The sequence below is a fragment of the Streptomyces sp. NPDC006283 genome (assembly GCF_040613325.1).
Classification (GTDB): domain Bacteria; phylum Actinomycetota; class Actinomycetes; order Streptomycetales; family Streptomycetaceae; genus Streptomyces.
This window is the reverse complement of sequence record NZ_JBEXRZ010000096.1, coordinates 1-25760: the sequence shown is the minus strand read 5'-3', so window position 1 is coordinate 25760 and position 25760 is coordinate 1. Positions and strand designations below refer to the sequence as shown.

Annotated in this window: 22 protein-coding genes; 14 read left to right on the top strand and 8 right to left on the bottom strand. The window is 71.4% G+C overall.

Translation table 11 applies throughout. The features are described 5' to 3' along the window. A partial coding sequence (locus ABZ070_RS20600; protein WP_356635837.1) for a GyrI-like domain-containing protein occupies positions 1-424 on the top strand: 424 nt, incomplete at its 5' end. 154 nt (positions 425-578) lie between these two features. Here ABZ070_RS20600 and ABZ070_RS20595 read toward each other — a convergent pair. Then, entirely contained in the window at positions 579-3065 is a 2487-nt protein-coding gene (locus ABZ070_RS20595) for a SpoIIE family protein phosphatase (protein ID WP_356635835.1), read from the bottom strand. 108 nt (positions 3066-3173) lie between these two features. On the opposite strand from ABZ070_RS20595, the gene ABZ070_RS20590 reads away from it, so the two are divergent. Further along, on the top strand, positions 3174-3650 hold the full coding sequence (locus ABZ070_RS20590) for a VOC family protein (protein WP_356635833.1): 477 nt from the start codon (positions 3174-3176) through the stop codon (positions 3648-3650). A gap of 226 nt (positions 3651-3876) precedes the next feature. On the opposite strand, the gene ABZ070_RS20585 is transcribed toward ABZ070_RS20590, so the two are convergent. Further along, positions 3877-4398, bottom strand: coding sequence for a GNAT family N-acetyltransferase (locus ABZ070_RS20585; protein WP_356635831.1), 522 nt, complete (start codon positions 4396-4398; stop codon positions 3877-3879). Positions 4399-4545: 147 nt separating this feature from the next. On the opposite strand from ABZ070_RS20585, the gene ABZ070_RS20580 reads away from it, so the two are divergent. Further along, a complete protein-coding gene (locus tag ABZ070_RS20580) occupies positions 4546-5433 on the top strand; it encodes a hypothetical protein (RefSeq protein ID WP_356635829.1) in 888 nt (295 codons plus the stop codon). 152 nt (positions 5434-5585) lie between these two features. Next, on the top strand, positions 5586-7184 hold the full coding sequence (locus tag ABZ070_RS20575) for a ubiquinol-cytochrome c reductase cytochrome b subunit (protein ID WP_356635841.1): 1599 nt from the start codon (positions 5586-5588) through the stop codon (positions 7182-7184). Between the two features lie 36 nt (positions 7185-7220). Here ABZ070_RS20575 and ABZ070_RS20570 read toward each other — a convergent pair whose 3' ends face one another. The 3 genes from ABZ070_RS20570 to ABZ070_RS20560 form a co-directional block, all read right to left on the bottom strand. After that, positions 7221-7610, bottom strand: coding sequence for a cytochrome c oxidase subunit 4 (locus ABZ070_RS20570; RefSeq protein ID WP_356635827.1), 390 nt, complete (start codon positions 7608-7610; stop codon positions 7221-7223). Then, positions 7607-9292 (bottom strand): cytochrome c oxidase subunit I, encoded by a 1686-nt coding sequence (gene ctaD / locus ABZ070_RS20565; RefSeq protein WP_356635825.1) that lies wholly within the window; start codon positions 9290-9292, stop codon positions 7607-7609. Before ctaD ends, ABZ070_RS20570 begins: the two co-directional genes overlap by 4 nt. A gap of 196 nt (positions 9293-9488) precedes the next feature. Further along, entirely contained in the window at positions 9489-10253 is a 765-nt protein-coding gene (locus ABZ070_RS20560) for a 2OG-Fe dioxygenase family protein (RefSeq protein ID WP_356635823.1), read from the bottom strand. Positions 10254-10435: 182 nt separating this feature from the next. Here ABZ070_RS20560 and ABZ070_RS20555 point away from each other — a divergent pair, with 182 nt between their 5' ends. Then, on the top strand, positions 10436-10636 hold the full coding sequence (locus ABZ070_RS20555) for a hypothetical protein (protein ID WP_356635821.1): 201 nt from the start codon (positions 10436-10438) through the stop codon (positions 10634-10636). A 74-nt stretch (positions 10637-10710) separates the two neighbouring features. Here ABZ070_RS20555 and ABZ070_RS20550 read toward each other — a convergent pair whose 3' ends face one another. Then, entirely contained in the window at positions 10711-12099 is a 1389-nt protein-coding gene (locus ABZ070_RS20550) for a hypothetical protein (protein ID WP_356635819.1), read from the bottom strand. Positions 12100-12760: 661 nt separating this feature from the next. On the opposite strand from ABZ070_RS20550, the gene ABZ070_RS20545 reads away from it, so the two are divergent. Next, positions 12761-13252, top strand: a complete 492-nt coding sequence (locus ABZ070_RS20545) for an SRPBCC family protein (protein WP_356635817.1) — start codon at positions 12761-12763, stop codon at positions 13250-13252. Continuing rightward, positions 13200-14843 carry an NAD(P)/FAD-dependent oxidoreductase gene (locus tag ABZ070_RS20540; RefSeq protein ID WP_356635816.1) on the top strand — a complete coding sequence of 548 codons (1644 nt, stop codon included), beginning with the start codon at positions 13200-13202 and terminating at the stop codon, positions 14841-14843. The genes ABZ070_RS20545 and ABZ070_RS20540 overlap by 53 nt, the downstream gene beginning before the upstream one ends. Before the next feature lie 2 nt (positions 14844-14845). Here the strand turns inward: ABZ070_RS20540 and ABZ070_RS20535 are convergent, their stop codons facing one another. Further along, entirely contained in the window at positions 14846-15229 is a 384-nt protein-coding gene (locus ABZ070_RS20535; RefSeq protein ID WP_356635814.1) for a VOC family protein, read from the bottom strand. Between the two features lie 314 nt (positions 15230-15543). Here ABZ070_RS20535 and ABZ070_RS20530 point away from each other — a divergent pair, with 314 nt between their 5' ends. After that, positions 15544-17925, top strand: a complete 2382-nt coding sequence (locus tag ABZ070_RS20530; RefSeq protein WP_356635812.1) for a SpoIIE family protein phosphatase — start codon at positions 15544-15546, stop codon at positions 17923-17925. Positions 17926-17996: 71 nt separating this feature from the next. Then, a complete protein-coding gene (locus tag ABZ070_RS20525) occupies positions 17997-19001 on the top strand; it encodes a DUF3048 domain-containing protein (protein ID WP_356635810.1) in 1005 nt (334 codons plus the stop codon). Positions 19002-19019: 18 nt separating this feature from the next. On the opposite strand, the gene ABZ070_RS20520 is transcribed toward ABZ070_RS20525, so the two are convergent. Then, positions 19020-20282 (bottom strand): Tm-1-like ATP-binding domain-containing protein, encoded by a 1263-nt coding sequence (locus ABZ070_RS20520; protein ID WP_356635808.1) that lies wholly within the window; start codon positions 20280-20282, stop codon positions 19020-19022. 223 nt (positions 20283-20505) lie between these two features. On the opposite strand from ABZ070_RS20520, the gene zwf reads away from it, so the two are divergent. From zwf to ABZ070_RS20495, 5 genes are all read left to right on the top strand, one after another. Further along, positions 20506-22065, top strand: coding sequence for a glucose-6-phosphate dehydrogenase (gene zwf / locus ABZ070_RS20515; RefSeq protein ID WP_356635806.1), 1560 nt, complete (start codon positions 20506-20508; stop codon positions 22063-22065). Further along, positions 22062-23009 carry a glucose-6-phosphate dehydrogenase assembly protein OpcA gene (gene opcA / locus ABZ070_RS20510; RefSeq protein WP_356635804.1) on the top strand — a complete coding sequence of 316 codons (948 nt, stop codon included), beginning with the start codon at positions 22062-22064 and terminating at the stop codon, positions 23007-23009. Before zwf ends, opcA begins: the two co-directional genes overlap by 4 nt. Before the next feature lie 504 nt (positions 23010-23513). Then, positions 23514-23732 carry a type A2 lantipeptide gene (locus ABZ070_RS20505; RefSeq protein WP_356635802.1) on the top strand — a complete coding sequence of 73 codons (219 nt, stop codon included), beginning with the start codon at positions 23514-23516 and terminating at the stop codon, positions 23730-23732. Between the two features lie 153 nt (positions 23733-23885). Continuing rightward, the gene (locus ABZ070_RS20500; RefSeq protein WP_356635800.1) at positions 23886-24692 is read left to right on the top strand and encodes an HlyD family efflux transporter periplasmic adaptor subunit; all 807 of its coding nucleotides are present in this window, start codon (positions 23886-23888) and stop codon (positions 24690-24692) included. Positions 24693-24727: 35 nt separating this feature from the next. After that, positions 24728-25760, top strand: a 1033-nt coding sequence (locus ABZ070_RS20495) for a cysteine peptidase family C39 domain-containing protein (RefSeq protein ID WP_356635839.1), incomplete at its 3' end; no start/stop codon positions are given.

Sequence of the window (25760 nt, the reverse complement as noted above, 5' to 3'; positions counted from 1 at the left end):
CGTGGACGCCGGCGAGCACGGCCTGCCTCCCTACCGGCAGAGCTGGAACGGCGCCGTGTACCTGCGCGAGCCGTTCGAGCTCGAGTCGCACGACCGGCGCTTCTCCGACTGGGCGGCGGAGCCTGCCGGCCGGGTGTTCGTCCACCTGGTGACCCCGCCCGAGTGGCGCCGCATCACCGGCGAGGACGCGCCCCCGTCGCCCGTCGACCGTGCCGCCTACACGCGGGCCGGGCTGCCCTGGTTCGAGTACTACGACGAGAACGCCGCCGACCTCCCGCCCGCGCAGAACCTCAGTGACGTGCAGCCGGTCGGCGACTGGCTCGGTGACGACCACGCCCCGTGGCAGCCCCCGGCGCCCGGCCAGGTCCTGCCCCTGGGCGACGCGCCCCGGCGGGGCAAGGCGGTCGCCGACGGCGACTGGTGACCCCGCCGCGGCGAGCCGGCACTCGGTCCGTTCGTCGCAGCGGCCATCGGGCTGCCCGAGGCGGCGCTGCCGGCACGGCCGGGTCGAGGAGGCGGGCCGGATCGACCGCCACGGCCCGGCCCGGGCGGGTGGGTGTGACGAGGCCCCGCGGTGACTACGGCAAGGCTCCGAGGTCAAGTCCGGGTCCGGGTTCGGGCAGTCCGCCGAGGAGCGGCGGCAGCGCCTGCTCGGTCCAGACGGTCTTGCCTTCCCGCGTGTGCCGTGTGCCCCAGCGTGCCGTCAGCTGGGCGACCAGGAGCAGGCCCCGCCCGCCTTCGTCGGTGCTGCGCGCCCGCCGCAGATGGGGGGACGTGCTGCTCGGGTCGGAGACCTCGCAGATGAGCCGCTGGTGGTGGATGAGCCGTAGCGTCAGGGGGCCGCCCGCGTAGCGGTAGGCGTTGGTGATCAGCTCGCTGACGATCAGCTCCGTGGAGAAGACCATCTCCTCCAGCCCCCACGCCACCAGCTGGTCCGCGGTGAGCTGACGGGCCCGCGACGGAGCGGTCGGCTCCGCCGCGAGCTCCCAGGTGGCGACCAACTCCGGCGCCAGGGTGTGAGTCTGAGCCAGCAGCAGCGCGACGTCGTCGGAGGGCCGCTCCGGCAGCAGCCGGTCGACGACCGCCTGGGCGGTGTCCTCCAGTGGCCGGGTCGGCCCCGCCAGCGTCTCGCACAGCTGGGCCAGTCCGGCCTCCATGTCGTGCATCGCACCGTCGACCAGACCGTTTGTGTAGAGGGCGATGACGCTGCCTTCCTGAAGTGTCAGCTCCGCCGCCTCGAACGGCAGTCCGCCGAGACCCAGCGGGGGCCCGGCAGGCAGATCCGGCACGCTCACGTCTCCCTCGGGTGACATCACCGCCGGCGGCGGGTGCCCGGCCCGGGCGAGGGAGCAGCGTTGGGTCACGGGGTCGTACACGGCGTACAGACAGGTCGCGCCCACCACCTGTTCTCCCGGCCCGCCCTCGACGTCCTCCTCCTGTTCCCCGGCCAGCCGGTTCACCAGGTCGTCGAGATGGGAGAGCACCTCGTCGGGCTCGAGGTCGAGATCGGCCAGCGTGTGCACGGCAGTCCGCAGACGGCCCATCGTGGCGGCGGCGTTGATGCCGTGACCGACGACGTCGCCGACGACGAGGGCGACCCGGGCCCCGGACAGCGGAATGACGTCGAACCAGTCGCCGCCGACGCCGGTCGTCCCGCCCGCCGGCATGTAGCGGTGCGCCACGACGACCGCCGGATGGGCCGGCAGCTCCCTCGGCAGCAGACGCCGCTGCAGCGCGAGCGCGGCCCGGTGCTGCTGGGTGAAGCGGCGGGCGTTGTCGAGGGAGACGGCGGCACGGGCGGCGAGTTCGCTCGCCAGGGTGAGGTCGTCCTCCTCGAACGGATCGGGCAGGCGGGACCGCCACAGGCTGACGAATCCCAGGACGAGCCCACGTGCCGTCAGAGGGACCACCATCAGTGAATGGACGTTCTGGAGTCCGGTCGTCGTGCCCCGGCCCATGGTCGTGAGGAAGCCGGAGAGGTCGATGTACGGCTTCAGGACGGGCTTCCCGGTGGACAGGCACCGCCCTTGCGGCGTGTCCTTCGGGAACGAGTTCACCGTGCCCACCGGGAAGAGGAGATGGGCGGTCTCGGGCGTGATCGTCCTGTTCGCCGTCCTGCGCACCGGGCCCACGCCGCCGGGGACGGGTTCCTCGCCGCGGCTGACCGGCTCGAGGAGGTCGACCGAAACACAGTCGGCCAGGCCGGGCACCGCCGCCCGCGCCAGTTCCTCCGCCGTGGTCTGTACGTCCAGCGTGGTTCCGATGGTGGCGCCCGCCTCGGTGAGCAGAGCGAGCCTCCGGCGCGCGCGGTGACCTTCTGTGACGTCCTCCACCAGCTGCGTCACCCCGAGGACCCGGCCGGCGGAATCCTCCATGCGGAACGCGGACACCGAGACGTATCGCTCCCTGTCGGGCCTGCCGGGTCCGCCCGGCACCCGGCACGGCTGCTCCGTGAAGATCATCGGAGTGCCGGTCTCCAGCACCTTCTGCAGCCCCTCGTCGACGGTCTCCGCGTCCGAGCGGATGAGGAAGTCACCGATGCGGTGGCCCCGTGCCTGTTCGCTGCTGACGCCGCCGATGCGGGCGATCGCCCGGTTGATCCGCAGAATGCTCAGGTCGGTGTCATGCACCGCCAGACCGATGGGCGACCTGCGGAACATGCCGTCCATGACCGAACGGTCGATCTCCCACTGGAGGACCTCCTCGGCGGGCGCGGCCACCAGATACCACTCGTAGACCCCCGCCTCGCGTGTCACCCAGCGCGCCCGGATCCCGAGGCGGAGCCTGCTGCCGTCGCTGCCCAGCACCGGCACGACGCCGAACCAGCCGCGGTTCCTGATGCACGCGGTGGTGGCCTCCACGACCACGTCGCGGTCGGCCGGGTCCACCAGGGTCTCCATCGCGGAACGGCCGAGCACGTCCTCGGCGGAGTAGCCCGTCAGCGCACGAGCGCGTTCGCTCCAGCCGGACACCCGGCCGCGCCGGTCGAGCACCACGGCGGCGGCTCGACCGTGCGAGTACGGGTCTTCCGGACTCTCACTGATCAGGGTCACAGATCCGGTCATCGCTCCTATCCTCCGCCCGGCGCTGTGGCGACGCGAGCGATGAATTCCGGAGGGTGCGATGGTCAGTACCGCAGCAGGGCCACACCGACCCGACCACCAGGAGCACCGATGCCGCGGATCACCCCGAACCTCTGGTTCGACACCCAGGGCGAGGAAGCCGCCGAGTTCTACGTCTCGGTCTTCCCGAACTCGGAGATCAAGCACATCTCGTACTACGGCGAGGCGGGGCCCCGGGCGGCGGGCACCGTGCTGACCGTGGACTTCGTCCTCGACGGCCAGGAGTACACCGCGATCAACGGCGGCCCGGAGTTCGTCTTCGACGAGGCGATCTCCCTGCTGATCAACTGCGCGGACCAGGAGGAGGTCGACTACTACTGGGAGAAGCTGGGCGAGGGCGGCCAGGAGGGCCCCTGCGGGTGGCTGAAGGACAAGTACGGCCTGTCGTGGCAGGTCGTCCCGGCCGCCCTGGGGGAGCTGCTGGCGGACAAGGACGAGACCCGTGCCCAGCGTGCGATGGCGGCCATGCTCGGCATGAAGAGGCTCGACGTGGCCGCGCTCCACGCGGCCGCCGACCGGGCGGAGTGAGCCAACCGCGGACCCCGAGGGCCGTCCGGCGGGCCCGGCGCGGAGGCGGACGGCTTGGGGCCGCTGCCGGTCTCGCATCGAGGCGGACGGCCCCTTGGGGTCCGCGCCTACGGGTTCGCCGCATCCAGTGCCACAACCGCCGCGGGTCCGTGCCGCGCGGCGCCGCGGGGACGACGCGCGGGCACAACAGCCCTCCCTGGCATCGCGCGACCACCACGGCCCGGCCCTACGCCAGGGGCGGGAACGCGTAGAGGACCTGGGGCTCGTCCCACTCGACGAAGCTGTCCACCAGCGTGGCGCCGAGACGTTCGAGCAGCCGCCTGGACCGGGCGTTGGCCTGCTGTGTCAACGCCGTCACCCCGGGGACGCGGGACGTGACGTTGCTCCGAGCCCAGTCGACGGCGGCGGCGACGGCCTCGCCCCCGTAGCCATGGCCCCAGTACTCCGGCAGTAACTGGTACGACACCTCGGTCCTGCCGTCCCGGGCGTCGGGCTCCACACTCACGAGGCCGACGATCGCGTCGTCCGCCCGGCGTGCGACCGCGAACACCCCGCGGGCGCCGACGCACCTCTGCTCGCGGATCCGGACGACGTTGCTGTCCACCGGCCCCCCGAGGTGCCGTCGCACCTCGGGGTCCGTCCACAGCCGGGCGATCACCGGCACGTCCGCCCGCTCGACGGGACGCAGCGCGAGACGTCGGGTCGTGAGTGCGGCGGGCCAGACCACGGGAGAAGGAGCGGGAGACATAGCGGCGATCATGGCACGGGCGGACGGCGGTCGTGCCCGAGGACACCTCTCGTCCGGGGGCAGCCGGCGGAGCCGGATGGCAGGACCGGGCCGGAATGGAATCCTGGGAAGCGGCCGGTGTCCGGCGGGGCGACCGTAAGGAGCGCGGTGGAACTGGAAACTGTTCTCGACGAGCTGTACGCCCTGCGGCCCCAGGAGTTCACGGCGGCCCGCAACGCGGCTGCGGCGGCCGCCCGCCAGGCGGGGGACCGGGAGCTGGCCGAAGGGATCCGCGCGCTGCGCAGGCCGACGGTGTCCGCGTGGGCCTGCAATCTGCTGGTACGCCGGGAACCGGAGAAGATCCAGCCGCTGATCAGCCTCGGCGAGGGGCTGCGCGCGGCCCACCGCGACCTCGACGGCGAGCAGCTGCGCGAGTTGGGCAGACAGCAGCATCTGCTGGTGGGGGCGCTGGCCAAAGAGGCCCGGCAGCTGGCGGCGGACGCGGGACAGGCCGTCGGCGACAACGCCCTGCACGAGGTCGAGGCCACCTTGCACGCCGTCCTGGCCGATCCGCAGGCCGCGCGGGAATGGGCCGCGGGCCATCTCGAGAAGCCGCTGAGCGCACCCGTCGGCTTCAGCGGCCTCGAAGCGAGCGCAGGGGCCGTCGCGACCCCTGCGCGCCCCCGCGCAAAGACTCCGGCGCCCGCGGCGGAGCCGGACGAGGACCGCCGCGACCGGCGTCACCGTGAAAAGCTCGACCGGGCCCGGCAGGAAGCCGAGGCGGCCGAGCGACGAGCCCGCGAGAGCGAGCAGGCCCGGGAAGCGGCGGCGGCCGAGCTCGAGCAGGCGCAGGCCGCGTCCGAGGAGTCGGGCGAGCGGGTGGCCGCGCTGGAACGGGAGCTGACACAGGCCCGGAAGCAGCGGCGCCGGACGGAGGACGGGATGCGGGAGGCCCGTGACCGCGCGGCTGCTGCGGACCGTACGGCACGGGACGCGCGGAACCACGCGAAGAAGACGGCGGCGGCGGCGGAACGGTTGTCCGTACACGGCGCCTGAGCGCGGGCACTCCCTCGTACCGGCGACGGGGCTCGCGTCTTCGGTGAGGGACAAACCACCTTTTCCGGGTAAGGCTGACGTCGGCCGCGAGGTCGCGGAAGGCCGGATCGTCGGTGAGAGGTGCGTGGCGGGTGCTTTCGAGGAGGGAACAACTGAGGCGCAGGGCCGAACGGGCGGCGAAGGACACGTCCGGCGCCCTCGACGCCCGCCTGCCGCTGTTCGACGGCGGAGCACTGCTGCGCAAGGCGTTTCCGGACCACTGGTCGTTCCTCCTCGGTGAACTGGCGCTCTACAGCTTCGTGGTGCTGCTGATCACCGGCGTGTACCTGACGCTGTTCTTCGAGCCGGGCATGGGGGAGGTGGTGTACCGCGGCGCCTACACGCCGATGCTCGGCATCCGCATGAGCGAGGCCTACGCATCGACGCTGGAGATCAGCTTCGATGTGCGCGGCGGTCTGCTGATCCGTCAGATCCACCACTGGGCCGCGCTGGTGATGGTCGCGGCGATCGGCGTGCACATGCTGCGGGTGTTCTTCACCGGTGCGTTCCGCCGACCGCGCGAGGCCAACTGGGTGATCGGCGTGACCCTTCTGGTCGTCACGATCCTGGAGGGGTTCGCCGGCTACTCGCTGCCCGACGACCTGCTGTCCGGCACCGGGCTGCGCACGGCCCAGGGGTTCATCCTGTCCGTCCCGATCGTCGGCTCCTACCTGAGCATGTTCGTCTTCGGCGGCGAGTTCCCGGGCGAGGACATCATTTCCCGGCTCTACCCGGTGCACATCCTGCTGCTGCCGGGGCTGCTGCTGGCCGCGGTGACGGCGCACCTGATCCTGGTCTTCCACCTCAAGCACACCCAGTGGGCGGCGCGGGGAAAAACCAACGCCAACGTGGTGGGCCGCCCCATGTTTCCGCATTTCACCGCCAAGTCGGGCGGCCTGTTCGCCATGGTCTTCGGCGTGCTCGCCGCGCTCGGGGGGCTCGCGCAGGTCAACCCCGTCTGGGCGTACGGGCCCTACCGTTCGGATCAGGTGTCCGTCGGGGCGCAGCCCGACTGGTACCTCGGCTTCATCGAGGGCGCGATGCGTGTCATGCCCGGCTTCGAGACCCGGCTGTGGGGTCACACCGTCCAGTGGAACCCGCTGATTCCGGCGGTCGTGTTCCCCGGCGTGTTCTTCCTCGCCCTGTACGCGTACCCCTTCCTGGAGCGGTGGATCACCGCGGAACGCGGCGAACAGCACCTCTGCGACCGTCCCCGCGACCGGCCGGTACGCACGGGGCTCGGCGTCGCCGCCATCGTGTTCTACGGTCTGCTCCTGGTGGCCGGCGGCCAGGACATCGTCGCGTTCACCTTCGACGTCTCGGTGAACGCACTGACGTGGGTCATGCGTGTGCTGGTGGTTCTCGGGCCCGTCGCGGCCTTCTGGCTCACCAAGCGGCTGTGCCTGGCGCTGCAGGCACATGAGGCGGAAGTGCTGGCCGAGGGGGAGGAGACGGGCGACCTCCGGCAGTCCGTCGAAGGGACCTACGGCGAACGCCATCGGCCGCTGTCTCCCGAGATGCGGTACGTCATGACACACCGTGCACCGCCCAGCCCGCTGCCGGCGACCGAGGAAGGCGCCGAGGACACCCGGCCGCAAAGGGTCCGGCGCGCCGTCAGCGCCTGGTTCCACCCCGACAACCGGGCGCACGCCGAGCACTTCGACGCGGACCCGGAGGAAGAACAGGGCGAGCAGCCGCGCGCCAAGGCGTAGCCGGGATTGGCGTGACCCGCCGACGCGCACAAGGGCTCACGGTTCGGGGTCGTTGTACTGGAAGACGAAGCCGAAGACGGCCGGTGCGAGCAGCCCCGCGCCGATGAGGAACAGCCACAGCCCGTAGACGACGCCCAACGCCAGGACCGCGGTGCCCACGGCGGCGAGCACCGGGTAGTAGCTGCGCGGCGGGAAGAAGGCGACCGGGCCGGCGGTGTCACGGACCTCGGCCTGCCCGCGGTTCTGCGGGACGGTGCCCAGGCGCCGGTCCTGCCGCCCCAGGAAGAACGTGACGAGGGCGGCCATCAGGAACGACACGACCAGCACCGCGGTCCCGGTCGGATCTCCCGCCCACCACCCGTAGATCATGGCGGACGCGGCGAAGAACACGGCGACTCCGAGGAAGAGCAGGGCTTCCGGCTTCATGTCAGCCGCCCCGGTCCCTCGCCGACCCTCTTGGGGCGCGCTGCGGCGACCTGCGGATGGTGCAGGTCGAAGGCGGGGCACTCGGAGCGGATCCTGGGCAGCGCCACGAAGTTGTGGCGCGGCGGCGGGCACGAGGTGGCCCACTCCAGCGACCGGCCGAAGCCCCACGGGTCGTCCACGGTGACCTGCACGCCGTACCGCCAGGTCTTCCAGACGTTGTAGAAGAACGGAAGCGTCGACGCCCCCAGCAGGAAGGCACCGATGGAGGAGAGGGTGTTGAGCGTGGTGAAGCCGTCGGCGGCCAGATAGTCGGCGTAACGGCGGGGCATCCCCTGGGCTCCCAGCCAGTGGTGCACCAGGAAGGTCAGCTGGAAACCCACGAACAGGGTCCAGAAGTGGATCCTGCCGAGCCGCTCGTCGAGCATCCGGCCGGTGAACTTGGGCCACCAGAAGTAGAACCCGGCGAACATGGCGAAGACGACGGTGCCGAACAGCACGTAGTGGAGGTGCCCGACCACGAAATAGCTGTCGGTGGTGTGGAAGTCGAGCGGCGGCGAAGCCACCAGCACCCCGGTGAGCCCTCCGAAGAGGAACGTCGTGAGAAAGCCGATCGCCCACAGCATCGGTGTCTCGAACGACAGCGATCCGTGCCACATGGTTCCGATCCAGTTGAAGAACTTCACCCCGGTCGGCACGGCGATCAGCAGCGACGCCAGCGAGAAGAACGGAAGCAACACCGCACCGGTCGCGAACATATGGTGCGCCCACACCACTGCGGACAGACCAGTGATGGTGACGGTCGCACCGATCAGCCCGAAATACCCGAAGACCGGCTTACGGCTGAACACCGGCAGGATCTCGGTGATGATGCCGAAGAACGGCAGGGCCACGATGTAGACCTCCGGATGCCCGAAAAACCAGAACAAGTGCTGCCACAGCAGGGCCCCGCCGTTCGCCGGGTCGAAGACATGGGAACCGAATCTGCGGTCGGCCTCGAGTGCCAGCAGGGCGGCGGTCAGCACCGGAAAGGCCAGCAGCACCAAAATCGACGTGAACAGCACGTTCCACGTGAAGATGGGCATGCGGAACAGCGTCATACCGGGAGCGCGCAGACACACGACGGTGGCGATGAAGTTGACCGCACCCAGGATCGTGCTCAGACCCGAGACGACCAGACCCATGGCCCACAGGTCGCCGCCGGTGCCCGGCGAGTGCACCGGCCCGTTGAGCGGGGCATAGGCGAACCAGCCGAAGGAGGCTGCCCCGTTGCTCGTCAGGTAGCCCGATACCACCATCAGGCCGCCGAACAGGAACACCCAGTACGTGAAGGCGTTGAGCCGTGGGAAGGCGACATCCGGCGCGCCGATCTGCAGCGGCATCACGGCGTTGGCGAACCCGACGAAGGTCGGTGTGGCGAACAGCAGCATCATCACGGTGCCGTGGATGGTGAACAACTGGTTGTACTGCTCGTTCGACACGATCTGCAGACCGGGCCTCGCGAGCTCCGCACGCATCAGCATGGCGAGCAGCCCCGCGAAAAGGAAAAAGCCGAACGCGGTCACCAGATACATGTTCGCGATGGTCTTGTGATCGGTGGTCGTCAGCCAGCGAAGCACCGTCGCGCCCGCGGTGTATCGCGTCCCGCTCCGCCCGGACGTCGAACTGCTGTCCGCGACCGTCATTCGCTGCTCTTGCTGTCGTACCTGTCGCATACCGAAGCGGGCCACATCAAACCCGTGTAACCGATGCGGACTCACGGGAAACCTGGGCATTCCCCTGTTCGCCCCCCACACGACCGGGGATTTTGAGGGGATGATGTCCACCGTCGGCGTGGAGGGGTGTCCGGCGAGTTTCGCCGCACGGCCGCTCCTCGCAGCGTCAGTCCGGGGTGAGGGTCGTGACGAGGACGTCCCAGTAGGCCGGCAGTCCGGCGTCTACCGGCCGGATCGGCGACACACCGTGCAACGTGGTGCGGTCGTCGGACAGCAGCAGACTCCCCGGCTCGTGCAGCGTCCCCGACAGCACCTTGTCGCCCTCGGACGAGTACACGGTGCTCTCCCCGCCGGTGGCGTTGCCACGTCCGATCAGCAGCGAGGACACGAGCGTCACACCGTCCCGGTGCCGGCCCTCCGGCGTGGGCTCGCTCTTGTCGTCCTCCGTGGCGATCACCCGCAAGGGGTGCACCTTGACGCTCCACCATTGGGGCGAGCCGAGGGCACCTGCCGTCCGGCCCAGCAGCGCGAGGAGGGAACGCAGAGCGGGGTCGGCTATGAAAGCGCCGGTCAGGGGCTCGAAGTGACGCTCCACCATCGTGTGCGGAGGGTTCGTGTCGTCCGGCTGGACGAAGACCTCGTGCGGCAGGAGCTTCAGCACTCCGGTCGCCGGCGCGAGGAGGAAATGTCCGTAGCGCCGCAGCCGGCGGATGCCGTGCCCGGCGGCGTACTCGTCCACCGCCAGGTCCGCCCAGTGGGCAGCGAAGCGGGTCCAGGAGGTGGCGTCCGCGCCGACGCAGGCGAGGACGTCGTCCGAGGGCATGAGGTACACCCCCTTGCTCGCGAGCGCTCTGCGGGCCGCGTCGACGGCGCGTCCGGTCCGCGCGGCGGCATCGGCCGCCACGTCCAGGATGTCGGTGTCGGAATCCATCGGATTGCCACCGCCCTTTCTCCGGTAGGGCATGCGATGTCGGGCCTGTGCCATCTTCGGCGGGCCGCCAACGGCCGCACTCCCGCACGATCCGCGGGCCATCAGCGGCCCATGATTGGCAGCTTCGCCCCCGGGAACCCGGCGACCCGTGCCATCCGGCTCAGACGGTGAGGAGATGTCCCATGAGCGAGCAGACACCCTCGCAGGCCGAGGGCGAACGGGAAGACGATCCGGTCCGCGGACAGAACTTTCCCCGCACCACTCCGTCGCAGGCCGAAGGGGAACGGGAAGAGGAACCCGAACCGGTACGGAAGGAGACGGCTGCTCCCGACCGGCGCGGCCCTGACGAGCGCGGTCCCGGGAGACACGGTCCCGGAAGCTGACGTGCCGCAGGCCTTCCGCAGCGGCGGGCGGGCCGTGGCGGAAGGCCGAAGGCAGCTCTGCGGCGGGGGAGCGCTCAGCTGTTGGGTGTCGCACCGGCCGCCGGCTCCGGGCGGCGCAGGAGGACGGAGCCGGCGATGATCGCGCCCGCACCGGCACACAGCACTGCGGCTGCCCTCGCCCAGCCGAACGAAGCGCCCAGGCTGCTCTGCAGCAGATTGAGCGTGCCCAGGCCCGTCAGGGCGTGCAGCGCGACGATGCCGACCGCCAGTCCGGCGGCGGCGGCCCAGACCAGCACGGTGTCCCGTACGGCGAGCCACACGGCCACGACCAGGCAGAGCACCATGACGGCGACGGAGAGCGTCTCGGCGTAGCCGCCGGAGCGCAGGCCCGCAGCGTCGGTCGGCAGATGGATGATGCCGCAGGCGAACAGGGCGAGGGCCGCGGGCCAGCGCAGTGGCGCACGCATCGCGGGGGAGACGGTGTGGCTGCTCGGACCGGCGGCGAGCGCGCTGTCGAGCGCCGTCGTGGGCCACGGCGCCGACTGCTTCGCCCGCTCCGCAGAGGCAGGGGCGGGGCCAGGGGCGGCGGGGGCCGCCGCAGGCGCGACCGCCGTGGTGTCGACGGGGCCGCGGTCGCCGGCCGCGCGGGACAGCGGCTCCTGGCCCTCGGCGGCGGCCTCATTCGGCGGGCACTGCCACTCGGTCGCGTCCGTGCCGATCATGTTCACGAGCTCCACCACGTCCTCGATGGACCTGCCGACGGCGGCGGCACGCAGGGTGGTGGCGGCTTCGTGCAGGTCGTTCGGGTGCTCGTTCTTGAGGAGGGCGACCAGTTCCCTGACCTCCTCCAGAGGACGCGAGACCGCCGCCGCTCGAAGGGCCACGTCGCCGGGGCTGTCGACCTCGCCGGTGCACTTCAGCCGGCTCACCAGCGCGGCGACCTCCGCGACGGGGCGCTCGGTGGCGGCCGTCCACAGGAGCGTCTGGATCGGCTGCTCGCTGTCGTTCGCCGGGCCGTCCTGGAGCGGGTCCGCGTGTGGTGCCGGGGCCACGGTGTCCACGTCCGGGGCGTTCACGTCCGCCAGGACGGAGTCCAGGTCGTGCAGGTCGTGCGGGTCGTGCGGGTCGTGCAGGTCGTGCGGGTCGTGCGGGTCGTGCGGGTCGTGCGGGTCGTGCGCGTCGTCCGAGGGGGCGTCGGAAGCCGGGAGTGGGCTCAGGGGTGGCACCGGCGTCGTGCGCAGCGGATGCGGGTCCGCGACCGCGTCGCGCACCGGCGTCGGATCCACGGCGATGTCACGCACGGGCAGGGCCCCGTCGGCCGTGCCGTTCAGCGGGGACGACGGCTCGGACGCGCCGGTCTGTGGCCGGAAGGGCGCGGCGTTCAGGGGTGAGGGCTGCTCGCTCGCGGTGGAGGACGGCCGCGGGGCCTCTTCCGCGTCCAGCGGCGGGAACGCGTCGGGCACCGGCCGCGGATCTTCGTACGGGTGCCTCGATTCGGGCGCAGGGTGGGCGGGCGCCGGGTGGACTGGCGCCGGGGCGAGGGGCGCCGGGTGGACGGGGTCCGGGTCGACGGGCGCCGGCTGGACTGGCGCCGGGGCGACGGGCGACGGGGCGACGGGGTCCGGAGCAGGAGGACCGACCGGGCCGGTGGGCACCGTCGGCGACGGGGGAAACACCGGCGGGTGGGGAGGGAGCGGGGGTATGGGCGGAACGGCGCGAGTGGCGTGCGTCGGCGCGACGTGGGCCGCCTCAGAGGTCCTGTCGGGCGGCCGCGGTCGGTCGTCCTGGTAGTCGGACGGAAAGGAAGCGTTGGGGTCGGTGGTCATGGCGCGGGCTCCGTTCGCGGAACATCCGGTGGCGTAAACCGTGTCGTTCGTCGTGCGCCGCCTCAGCGCGCACACTTCGTTACATCTAATGGGCATAAAGAGACATTGCGCCATCCGGGAAGGGCGCGAGTGAGCCGGTCGACGGATTTTCGGCGGACGGCGCCCCGAGGAGGATCAGCCGCCCGGCTCCCCGTGACGCGACGCGGCTCACGGTGGCCCGTCCCGAGGCCGGTCATGAACCGTGAAGGAGTGGGCACCCGCGAGTCCAGGAACGTCAGCGCCTTGTGCGGGAGGACTCATGGCCGTCTACAACCAGCTGATCAGAAGGTCCCCCGAAGCGGTGTGGTCCGTCCTGGAGGACAGGGACCGCTACAGCGACTGGGTCCTCGGCACGGCGGACAGCAGGCCCGGCCCCGGCGACTGGCCCGACGTGGGCTCCGCCCTCGAGTACACCGTGCGGATCGGCCCGTGGACCCTGAACGGCAGGACGACGGTGCGCCGCTGCGAACCGCCGCGCATCCTCGAGCTGGAGGCGGAGAGCGGGCCGCTGGGCAGTGCGAGGATCGCCGTCGACGTCCGGCCCTGGGGCGCGTACACCCTGGTCATCGTCGACGAGCATCCCCTGACCGGGGCCGGAGGGGCCCTGCACAACGCCGTCTTCGACGCCCTCCTGGCCCTGCGCCATCGCAAGATGCTCAGCCGCCTGGCACACGTCGTCGAGACCTCAGGAGACAGCGATGCCGGACGCAGTGGTCATCGGAGCGGGACCGAACGGTCTCGTTGCGGCTAATCTCCTCGCGGACGCGGGCTGGAGCGTCGAGGTCCTGGAGGCGCAGCCGGAACCGGGTGGCGCCGTGCGCAGCGACCGGGGTGTCCATCCCGACTTCGTGAGCGACGTGTGCAGCGCCTTCTATCCGCTGGCCGCGGCCTCTCCGGTGCTGTCCGCTCTGGAGCTGCAGCGGGACGGGCTGCGCTGGAGCCACGCGCCCCGGGTGCTCGCCCACCCGTTGGCCGACGGCCGGTGCGCCGTCCTGGAACGCCGCGCCGAGGACACCGCGGCCGGCCTGGACGCCTTTGCCTCCGGCGACGGCGCCGCGTGGCAGGACCTGTACGACGTGTGGGAGCGGCTGCGGCCGGACATCCTGGAACTGCTGTTCACGCCCTTCCCACCCGTGCGGGCCTCGGCCCGGCTGGCTGCCCGGTTGCGTGCCGGAGGCGGCCTGCGGCTGGCGCGCACGCTGCTGCTGCCCGTGCGCCGGCTGGGGGAGGAGGAGTTCGGGGCAGAGGCGGGCAGGCTGCTCCTCGCGGGGAGCGCGCTGCACGCGGATCTCGCGCCGGAGGCGGCGGGCAGCGGGGGGTTCGGCTGGCTGATGTCGATGCTCGGTCAGAGCCACGGCTTCCCCGTGCCCGTCGGCGGTGCAGGCATGCTGACGGCGGCCCTGGTGCGCAGGCTCGAACACCGTGGCGGTGCGGTGAGATGCGGCGAACGGGCCGTCGAAGTCGTCGTGCGCGCAGGCCGTGCCGTGGCCGTACGGACCGCGTCGGGCGAGTCGGTACCGGCCGGCCGTGCGGTGCTGGCGGATGTGTCCGTACCGGCCCTGTACGGGGAGTTGGTCGACGAGCGGCACCTGCCGCCCCGGCTGCTGCGGGATCTGCGGCGCTTCCAGTGGGACTTCGCCACCTTCAAGGTCGACTGGGCGCTGGACGGCGCCGTTCCGTGGACCGCCGGAGAGGCGGCCACCGCCGGTACGGTTCATGTGGCCGACGGCGTCGACGGGCTCACCCGGTTCGCCGCACAGCTGGCGATGGGTCAGGTGCCCGACCGCCCGTTCGTGCTCTTCGGCCAGATGACCGCGGCGGACGCCACCCGGTCACCCGGCGGCACCGAATCGGCCTGGGCGTACACCCATGTCCCGCACCGCACCAAGGGCGACGCGGGGGACGACGGACTGACCGGCCGGTGGGACCCGAGTGAACAGGAGGCCATGGCCGATCGGCTGGAGGAGCAGGTGGAGCGGTACGCGCCCGGGTTCCGTGCCCGGATCCTGGCCCGCCGCATCCTCGCTCCACCGACCCTCGAGGCCCTGGACGCCAATCTGCGCGGCGGAGCGATCAACGGCGGCACGACCGCCGTCCATCAGCAGCTGATCTTCCGCCCGATGCCCGGCACCGGCCGCCCCGAGACACCGGTCGCGGGGCTCTATCTCGCCTCGGCGGGCGCGCACCCCGGCGGTGGAGTGCACGGTGCGCCGGGCGCCAACGCCGCTCGTGCCGCACTGCGCGTGCTGTCCCCCGGCACGCTGCTGAGCCGTGCCCAGCGGGCCCTCGCACGCCGAGGCCGCGGCGGGGAGCCGACGGACCGCGGCGTGCGAGGGGCTTGACGTCAGCTTCCGCTGCCGTACGGCCTGGTGATGACCTCCATGCCGTGACCGGCAGGGTCGTTGAAGTACATCCCGCGGCCCCCGTCGTTGTGGTTGATCTCCCTGGGCCGCTTGCCGTGCGGGTCGGCGTAGTACGTGATCTCCGCCTCCTGGATCCGCTGGAAGACCTGGTCGAACTCCGCCTCGGAGATCAGGAACGCGTAATGCTGCAACGGGACGTCGTGATCGACGGTCGCGAAGTCGAGGGTGACGTTGTTGCTGAGGGTGAGGGGGATGAACGGCCCCCATTCCTCGCCGAGTTCGAGCCCCAGAATGTGGGCGAGGAATTCGGCGGACTGCCGGTTGTCCCGGGCGAGAACGATGGTGTGGTTCAGCTCTACTGACACTGTGGAATGCCTCCGTAAGGCAAACTCACGGGCACCTCCATGCCTCACCCGGTCGGTGACCGGCACGCGATGCCGTACCGAAGATCCTAAAACCTGCTCGTGCTCGCTGTCACGTTCGATTACCGGCCGCGCGACTCCGCGACGGGCAGCGCCTCCGGGCTCGTTTCCGTGCCGGTGCTTCGTGCCGACGGGCGAGACCGGGCGCTCTGGCGTTGAATGTAGGCGCGGGGTTCCATACGTCTGCCGCACCGGCGGCGCCGATTCCGGGAGCGCCCCCTGGGAGTGATCGAGGAGTGAGCACCAGCGGCCACATCGTGAGCACGGGATCGGAGCGGCCGGAGGACTCGGCGCTGCTCGTCATCGATCACGCGGGCGGTGTGATCGCCTGCACCGGCGGCGCCGTGGAGCTCACCGGATCGACTGCCGCAGACCTGCAGGGCCGTCCCGTGCAGGACCTTCTCACCGATCCGGGAGCCTGGCCCGCTCTCCGTGATCACACACCCGCCCCCGCCCCGCGCTCGGTGCGTACCTCCCTGAAGTGCGCCGGTGGTCCGCGCGGCGTGCAGCTCGACCTGCTGCCCGTGGACGGTCTCCTGGGCGCACGCTTTCTTCTACGGCTCGTCCCGGTGGACCTCGCCGACCGGTGGGACGAGAACGACGCACTGCTCCGGGCGCTCTTCTCGCAGACCGGTATCGGCCTTGCCGTCCACGACGCGGATCTGCGGCTCGTGCGGGGCAACAGGCTGCCGAACGACCCCCTGCTGTCCACCCCGCCTTCCGGCCGCCGGCTGGACGAGGTGCTGGTGCCGGAGGACGCGGCGTCCGTGGACGCGCAGCTGCGCCGCGTCGTCGCGACCGGCGAGCCGCTGATCGACTTCGTCACCACCGCCCGTCTCGCCGAGGCGCCCGAACGTGAGCGGAGCGTCTCGCTCTCCGCCCTGCGCCTGGCCGGCCGTGACGGGGTCGTCCGCGGAGTCGCGGTGACCTTCACCGACGTGACCGAGCAGGAACGAGCGCGACGGCGCTCGGTGCTCGTGGGGACGGCGGCGTCCGCACTCGGCCGCTCCCTGGAGGTCGGCCGCAACACCCAGGTGCTCGCCGATCTGCTGGTCCCGGGCTTCGCCGACCTCGTCTGCGTGGACATCACGGAGGCCGTGCTCATCGGCGAGGAGCCCGGCGAGTTCGCCACCGGCGCGCCGCTGCGCCGGGTCACCGTCCTCGCACCCGGCGGCCCGTGGCCCAGGGAGCTGTACCCGCAGGGCTCCGTCGTCCGCGTCAAGGCGTACGAGAGCGAACGCCTTCGCGGAGGGTCGGCGGTCATCGTGCCCGACATCGAGGAGCTGCGGCCCCGGATCGCCAAGGACCCCGAACGGTGCCGGCTGGTGCTGGCGCCGGGAACCGCCTCCTACATGGTGGTGCCGCTGCAGGCCCGCGGACACGTCCTGGGCGCGGTGTCGCTGTGGCGCACAGCCGTGCAGCCGCCCTTCGACCCACGGGACGCCGCGGTCGCGGAGGACATCTGCTCCCGTGCCGCCCTCGCCATCGACAACGCACGACGCTACACACGCGAGCGCCGCACGGCAGAAACCCTGCAGCGCAGCCTGCTGCCCCGGCCGGCGCTGAAGCTGACGGCGGCCGATACGGCCGGCATCTACGTGCCCGGCAGGACGCTGGCCGGCACGGGCGGCAGCTGGTTCGACGTCATCACCCTCTCCTCGACGCGGGTGGCGTTCGTGGTGGGAAACGTTCGGGGACACGGCCTCAACGCGGCCGCGGCAATGGGCGGTCTGCGCACGGCGGTGCGCACACTGGCCGACCTGGACCCTCCTCCCGACGAACTGCTGACGCACCTGGACGACCTCGTGGTGCGGCTCGCCGACGACGAGCAGCCGGGCGACTCGGACGGCAGTGTCCGGGGTGCGACGTGTCTGTACGCCGTCTACGACCCGGTGACTGCGCGCTGCCTGATGGCCGGCGCGGGCCATGCCTCGCCCGTGCTGGCCCGGATGTCCGGGGAGACCGACCGGGTGGAGCTGCAGGCGGGCCCGGCGCTCGGCCTCGAGGGCGCGCCCTTCGAGCCGGTGGAGGTGGAGCTCGAGCCCGGCGACCTGCTGGCCTTCACCGCGGGATCGCTGTCGGAGGCGGCCGGCACGGGTGCCGGTCATGTCGTCGAGTACCTGCGGGCCACGGCCTCTCGCACCGGGAGCGCCGGGAGCGCCGGGAGAGCGGTGACCGAGATCGGGCGCGAGATGCTCGCCCCGTTCCTGGCACGGCCACCGGACGACGACGCGGCTCTGCTGCTGGCGCGTGTCTCCGCCTTGCCGGAGGGCTCCGTCGTCGCCTGGGAGTTCCCGGCGGACGTGCGGATGGTGTCGGATGCGAGGGCCCTCGTCACTGAGCGACTCGCCGAATGGGGGCTGGACGAGCTCGCTTTCACCACGGAACTGATCGTCAGCGAGCTGCTCACCAACGCGATTCGTTACGCCGGAGGCCCGGTGAGCGTACGGCTCATCAAGGACCAGCGACTGGTCTGCGAGGTCGCGGACCCGAGTGAGACCCAGCCGCATCTGCGCCGGGCCCGGCCGACCGACGAGGGCGGACGCGGACTGTTCCTCATCGCCCAGCTGACGCACCGGTGGGGCAGCAGGTACACCGCCTCGGGCAAGACCATCTGGACGGAGCAGCTGCTGCCGTGACCGGCTGGTGTCGGGGACTGTCCGCATGCCGTCTTCCGTGGTGCACTTGAGGGCCGGAAGAACGAGGGCCGATGGACACGAACAGCAGCCGCGGACGCAGAGCCGGACCGGGGCGGGGCGGCACCATGGTCGCCGCGTCGACCGCTGCCGTACTGGCCCTCTCCCTCTTCGGCTGCACCGACCGGGAGCCGGGCACCGACGCGAGCGCGCGCCCCGAAAAGCAGCAGCGGACCTCGTACTTCACCGGTATGCCCGGGCGGTCCGGGCCGGTCCTCGCAGTCAAGATCGACAACGTCCCTCCGGCGCGGCCGCACACCGGACTCGGGGCGGCCGACATCGTGTACGTCGAGCAGGTCGAGTCCGGACTCAGCCGCATACTGGCCGTGTTCTCCTCGCAGTTGCCGCCGCGGGTCGGACCGGTACGCAGCGCCCGTGAGTCCGACATCGCGCTGCTGAGGCAGTTCGGCCGGCCGGCGCTCGCGTACTCCGGTGCCCAGTCGGCGCTGAGACCCTTGATCGATGCGGCTCCCATGGCCGCCCTGCCCCCCGGCAAGGCGCCCGGCGCGTTCGTCCGCTCCGGCGACCGCCCGGCACCCCACAACCTCTATGTGCGCCCCGACCGGGCCCTCGCCGCCGCGGACGACGTGAGCGACGCCTCGGACATCGGCATGCGCTTCGGGCCCGCTCCCGACGAGGGTCGGCCGGTGGACGAACACACCGTGCGCTATCCGTCCGCCCGGTTCACCTTCACATGGTCGGCCGAGCAGAAGCGGTGGCTGGTGGCCTTCGACGGCACCGCCGCGCGAACCACGGACGGCGGGCCTCTGGGGGCGGCGACCGTCGTCGTGCAGTACACGCAGGTCCGCCCCTCGCAGTTCCGTGACCGCTCGGGCAGCGTGTCCCCGTACACCGAGACGGTCGGTTCCGGCACCGCGCTGGTGCTGCGCGACGGCAGGGCACACGACGCCCGGTGGCAGCGGACGACCGAGGGCGGGGACACGGTGTTCACCGATACCGCGGGGGAGCGCCTGAACTTCGCCCGCGGTCAGGTGTGGGTCCTGCTCACGGCCGGCTGAGGCCCCGCCCACTCGCCGTCAGCCGACGCCGCCCGCCGCCCGCTCCGTGCCGATCAGCAGGTGCAGACGGTCCGCAGCGGCACGGCCGAACGACGGGCTGTTGATGTCCGTGTCGTACTCCACCACACCGACGGCGCTGCCCCGCAGCCCCTCCCGCAGGGCCGCGAACAACGCCTCGTCCAGCGTCGGATCGTGATACGGGCCGCCCGGGGCGCCCAGCGTCGAGAGCCCCCGCAGCGGCACGCACACCTCGGCGGGACCGGTGGCCGCCCGCAGCTTGGCCGCGATCCGGCGGCCGAGCTCCGCGCACTCCTCGGCCGTCGTACGGACCACCGTGATCGACGGGTTGTGCACCTGTACATGGCGGTCGCGCAGAGCGGGGGAAAGTGTCTCGAGCGGACCGAACTTCACCATGTCGAGGGCGCCCAGACTCACCACCTGCGGGATGCCCCGGCGTCCGGCGGCAGTCAGCCGGTCAGGGCCCGCCGTCAGGATGCCGCCGACCAGGTCGTCGGCGAGTTCGCTGAGGGTCAGGTCCAGTACGCCCGCGAACAGACCTTGCCCGGCCAGCGCCTCCAGTGTCCGGCCGCCGGCCCCGCTGACGTGGAACACCAGCACCTCGTAGCCGAGGTCGGTCAGCCGCTCGCGCGCCGCGTCGACGCCCCGGGTCGTCACTCCGGCCATGCTCGCCGCCACCAGGGGCCGCGGGCCCGCCGCGAGCTCGGCCGGGCGCAGCGCCCTGTGGGTGGCGGCGAAGCCCTTCGCCATGCCGACGACCGCGTCGGCGGCGTTCGCGAGCACCGGGCCGAGCACGCTGTTCACGCCGGCGATGTCGACGACGCTGTACATCATGGTGATGTCGCTGGCGCCGACGTACGCCGACACATCTCCGGCGGCCATGGACGAGACCATCAACTTCGGTACGCCCAGCGGAAGCCGGCGCATAGCCCTGGTCGCGATGGACGTCCCGCCGCTGCCGCCGACGGCGAGGACGGCGTGCAGCCGGCTCTCGTCGTACAACCGCAGCACTGTCTTCGCCGCGCCCTCCGCCATCGCCGTCACCGCCGCCCCGCGGTCGCCCTCCGCCCGCAGCCGGGCGAGGTCGGCACCCGCCGCACGGGCCACCTCGGCGCGCGGCACGTCGGCGCGGAAACACGGCTCGCCCGCGACGCCCGTGTCGACGACGACCACCTCGACGCCTTTGGCCACCAGCCGCTCGCGCAGCCAGGCGTACTCCACACCCTTGGTGTCCAACGTTCCCACCAGCACAACTGTCGCCATGACACGTACTGTTCGCGGATTGCGGGCAGCAGACAAGAGCGCCTGCGGACACCGCCCGCGGTGCCGGCCGCCGCAGCGGCCCGCGGGGCCGGTACGCCGTTCGTGGCGGCGTGGGAATCAATCCCCGCGGGCGCGCGCTGACGTACCCGTACAAGATCAGTGGGAGATGCGATGCTCGGAACGGACCCGTCCGAACGCCGTTCGCGCAAGGAGGCCTGACCCCATGGCCCAGAACCGGTCGCAGCACACCGCACGGAACAGCGAATGGACGAATCCGCTGCGGGACCCGCTCGACCGGCGGCTGCCCCGTATCGCCGGACCCTCGGGGCTGGTGATCTTCGGAGTCACCGGTGACCTGTCGCGCAGGAAACTGATGCCCGCCGTCTACGACCTGGCCAACCGGGGACTGCTGCCGCCCGGCTTCTCGCTCGTCGGCTTCGCGCGCAGGGAATGGCAGGACCAGGACTTCGCCGAGGTGGTCCACCAGGCGGTCAGGGACCACGCCCGGACCCCGTTCCGCGAGGAGGTGTGGCGGCAGCTGTCAGAGGGGATGCGGTTCGTCCAGGGCGACTTCGGCGACGACGCCGCGTTCGAGCAGCTGAAGGCGACCGTGCAGGACCTCGACAAGGCGCAGGGCACCGGCGGCAACTTCGCGTTCTACCTCTCCGTGCCGCCGAGGTTCTTCCCCGAGGTCGTCCAGCAGCTCAAGGACCACGGGCTGTCGAACGCGCCCGAGGGCTCCTGGCGCCGGGCGGTCATCGAGAAGCCCTTCGGCCACGACATCGAGAGCGCGCGTGACCTCAACGAGATCGTGCACGACGTGTTCGCGCACGACGAGGTCTTCCGTATCGACCACTACCTGGGCAAGGAGACCGTCCAGAACATCCTGGCGCTGCGGTTCGCCAACACGCTCTTCGAGCCCATCTGGAACCGGTCCTACGTCGACCATGTGCAGATCACCATGGCCGAGGACATCGGCATCGGCGGCCGGGCCGGCTACTACGACGGCATCGGCGCCGCCCGTGACGTCATCCAGAACCACCTGCTCCAGCTGCTCGCCCTCACCGCCATGGAGGAGCCCGTCTCCTTCGACGCCGTCTCCCTCGTCACCGAGAAGTTGAAGGTGTTCAAGGCCGTCAAGCTTCCGGAGAACCTGGCCCTGCACACCGTGCGCGGCCAGTACGCGAGCGGCTGGCAGGGCGGCGAGAAAGTCGTCGGCTATCTGCAGGAAGACGGCATCGACCCGAAGTCGAAGACCGACACCTATGCCGCGATCAAGCTGGGGATCGACAACCGCCGCTGGGCGGGCGTCCCCTTCTATCTGCGGACCGGCAAGCGGCTGGGCCGCCGGGTGACCGAGATCGCGGTCGTCTTCCAGCGCGCGCCGCACTCGCCGTTCGGCTCCACCGCGACCGAGGAACTCGGCGAGAACGCGCTGGTCATCCGGGTACAGCCGGACGAGGGCGTGACGGTGCGGTTCGGCTCCAAGGTGCCGGGTACGTCCATGGAGCTGCGGGACGTGACGATGGACTTCGCCTACGGCGAGTCGTTCACGGAGTCCAGCCCCGAGGCCTACGAGCGTCTCCTCCTCGATGTGCTGCTGGGGGACGCGAACCTCTTCCCCCGGACGGAGGAGGTGGAGGAGTCCTGGCGGATCCTCGACCCGATCGAGGACTTCTGGGAGCGCAGCGGCAAGCCGGCGCAGTACCCGGCGGGCACCTGGGGCCCGGCGGAAGCGGACGACATGCTCGCACGAGACGGACGGAGCTGGCGGAAGCCATGAAGATCGACCTCACGGACACCACGTCCAGCAAGATCAACAAGGCGCTGGTCCTGGGCCGCCGCGCGATCGGCACCCCGGCCGTCGGCATGGTCCTCACCCTGGTCATCGTCACCGACGAGGAGAACGCCTACGACGCCATCAAGGCGGCCGGCGACGCCTCCCGCGAACACCCCTCCCGCACTCTCGTCGTCATCAAGCGCCACGCCCGCTCACCGCGCGACCGCCACGACACCCGGCTCGACGCCGAGGTGCGCCTCGGCAGCGACGCCGGCGCCGGGGAGACCGTGCTGCTGCGCCTGCACGGCGAACTCACCCAGCGCGCCGACTCGGTGGTCCTCCCGCTCCTGCTGCCGGACGCCCCCGTCGTGGTGTGGTGGCCGGTGGACGCGCCACCCGTGCCGGCCAGGGACCCGCTCGGCGCCCTCGCGCAGCGGCGGATCACCGACGCCTACGCGGTGGAGCGGCCGATCGAGGAACTGGACACCCGTGCCGCCGGATACGAGCCCGGCGACACCGACCTCGCCTGGACCAGGCTCACTCCGTGGCGTTCGATGCTCGCCGCCGCCCTCGACCAGGCCAGGGCCGAGGTCGTGTCCGCCGTGGTCGAGAGCGAGGCAGACAATCCGAGCGCCGAGTTGCTCGCCCGATGGTTCGCCGACCGACTGAAGGTGCCGGTCGAGCAGGTCGTCACCGACGGGCCGGTCGTCACCGCGGTCCGGCTCCACACCACTGAGGGCGAGATCCACATCGACCGCCCGGAAGGGCCGGTGGCACGGCTCAGCATCCCGGGACAGCCCAGCAGGGTGCTCGCCCTCAAAGTGCGCAGTACCGCGGAGCTCATCGCGGAGGAACTGCGCCGTCTCGACCCCGACGAGGCATATGCGGCGGCGCTGCACGCCCAGATCACCGCGCCGACCGGAAAAACCCCGCCCGACACCGTCTGAGGCAACGCTCCGCAATCGGTTGGTAACCCGATTTCCGGGGTGGCGGACGTTTTTCGCCGCTCCGGTGTGAAGGCTTTGTGAGGCCCCGTCAAACAACCTTCGCCTGCCGTGAATCTGCACACCGAATGCGCAGGCGGCACACGGTCTCCCAACCCTTCACCCCGCTCTGACCTGCAACTATCTGCGTCTGTGCGGGAATGTCCACTTCGCCGGGCAGCCATCGCCGGTCCGATCCGTGCGGGAGGTGGCGGATCTGGTGAAGGACATGGCGTCAATTGATGTAGGGGCGTCCACGTAGCGGCAATTCGATGCCGTTCTCGGCCTGGATCCGCAGTTCGCGATTGGCTGCCCAACCGGCTTACGTGCTTTGATCCTTCGCACCGCGGGATTCGAAGAACGGGTTCCCGGATCCGGGAATCCCCCCACGCCCGCTCGGCGGCCGGTCCGCCCATTCGGCGCGGCCGGACGCAGTAATTAGCTATATCCACCCGAAGGGAACTTCTCATGAGCTTCGTCCCCACCCAGGAGATCTCCGACTCCGAGCTCGACAACGTGGCCGGCGGCCTCCACAGCGCCGTGGTGGGCAACGCCACCGCCGCCCTTGACACCATCGCCCCGGTCTCCGGCACCGTCGCCACCGTGACGGGCGTCGTCGAGGGTGCCACCGGCATCAACACCGCCGCCATCACCGGCCCGGTCACCGGTCTCGTCGCCGGTCTGTAAGACCCACGGCTCGCCGGCGCCCTCTGCCGGCTTTGCCGAGCCGTGTGCCCCGGAGCCGACCAGGTTCCGGGGCGCACGGCCGCGCGTGGTTCCCGGTGCACGCCGGACACGTGTGGTTTCCCCGTAAGCCCCGGCAGTTGAGGGAAGAGCAACGTGCAGTTCCGCCAACAGGCCCTTTCCAAGCTGCAATCGCCGGAAGAGATCGACCTTCCGGTGCGCTTCGCCCGCCCTCAGGGCGTGCTCGTGCTCACCGTCACGGTGGTCGTCATGATCGCCGCGTCCGTGTGGGCCCTGACCGGCACGGTGTCCTCCACGCTCGACGCCTCCGGCATCCTCACCCACGCACAGGGCAGTTATGTGCTGCAGAGCCCCGTGGCCGGACAGGTCACAGAGGTGCTCGCGAAGGAGGGCGACCGGGTCCGCGCCGACGCTCCCCTGGTGAAGGTCCGCACCGCACAGGGCAGCGCGGTCGTCCGCACGATCGCCGCAGGCCGGGTCACCGCACTCGTCGCCACGATCGGCTCCGTCGTCACCACCGGGGCGGACGTCGCCGCGGTCGAACGGATCGACCAGGCGGACGACCCCTTGATGGCCGTGCTGTACGTACCCGCGCAGAACGGCTCGAGCGTGCCCGTCGGCGCGAAGGTCGATCTCAGCGTCCAGTCCGTGGCCACACAGCAGTACGGAGTGCTGCGCGGACGAGTGAAGGCCGTCGGCAGGACCGCCCAGACCAGGCAGCGGATCACCGCGTTCCTCGGCAGCAGCCAGCTGGGCGAGCAGTTCTCGCAGAAGGGACAGCCCGTGTCCGTGCTGGTCGAGCTGGAACGCTCGACGCGCACCGAGTCCGGCTACGCCTGGTCCTCCTCCGAGGGGCCGCCGTACGCGCTCGAATCCATGACCCTGACCGGCGGCGCGGTCCACCTCGCCGAGCAGCGCCCCGTCGATTGGCTGCTGCCGTGACGCACACCGACCACAACACCGCCCCCCAGCAGCAGTTGCCGCCCGCCGGCGGCCGCCGCAGGCACCGCCCGGAACCCGCGCCGGGCGGACGGCGCGGCAGCCGCCGCGCCGCACCCGCACCGCGCCGCAAGGAACGCAGCGGCCGGCGGCCCAGGGCCGTCCGCACACCCACCGTGCTCCAGATGGAGGCCGTGGAGTGCGGCGCCGCCGCACTCGCCATGGTGCTCTCCCACTACGGCCGCCATGTGCCGCTGGAGGAGCTGCGCATCGCCTGCGGGGTCTCCCGGGACGGTTCGCGCGCCAGCAACGTGCTGAAGGCGGCGCGCAGTTACGGACTGAGTGCCAAGGGCATGCAGATGGAGGCGACGGCGCTCGCCGACGTGCAGGCGCCCGCCATCCTGTTCTGGGAGTTCAACCACTACGTCGTGTACGACGGCATGGGCCGCCGCTTCGGCCGCCGTGGTGTGCACATCAACGACCCGGACAAGGGCCGCCGCTTCGTGTCGGCCGAGGACTTCGACTCGAGCTTCACCGGTGTCGCCCTGGTCTTCGAGCCCGACCGGACCTTCCGCAAGGGCGGCCGCAAGCCCGGCGTCATGGCGGCCGTCCCGGCCCGGCTCCGCGGCACCGGGGGCACCCTGTTCGCCGCGTTCCTCGCGAGCCTCCTGCTCGTCGCGGTCGGCGCGGCGGTGCCGGCGCTCAGCCGGACCTACATCGACATGTTCCTGATCGGCGGCCAGACCTCGCTGCTCGGAACGCTGTTCGCCGCGATGGCAGTGATGGTCGCGCTCACCGCCGTGCTGACCGGCCTGCAACAGGCGAACCTGCTGCGCGGGCGGATCATCTCCTCCACCCTGAGCAGCGCCCGCTTCCTGCGCCATCTGCTGCGGCTGCCCGTCACCTTCTTCGCCCAGCGCAGCCCGGCGGACCTCGTGCAGCGGCTGCAGTCCAACGACGCCGTCGCCGAGACACTCGCCCGCGACCTCGCCGCGGCCGCCGTCGACGGCGTCGTGGTGCTCCTCTACGCCGCGCTGCTGTGGAGCTACGACCCCCAGCTCACCGTCTTCG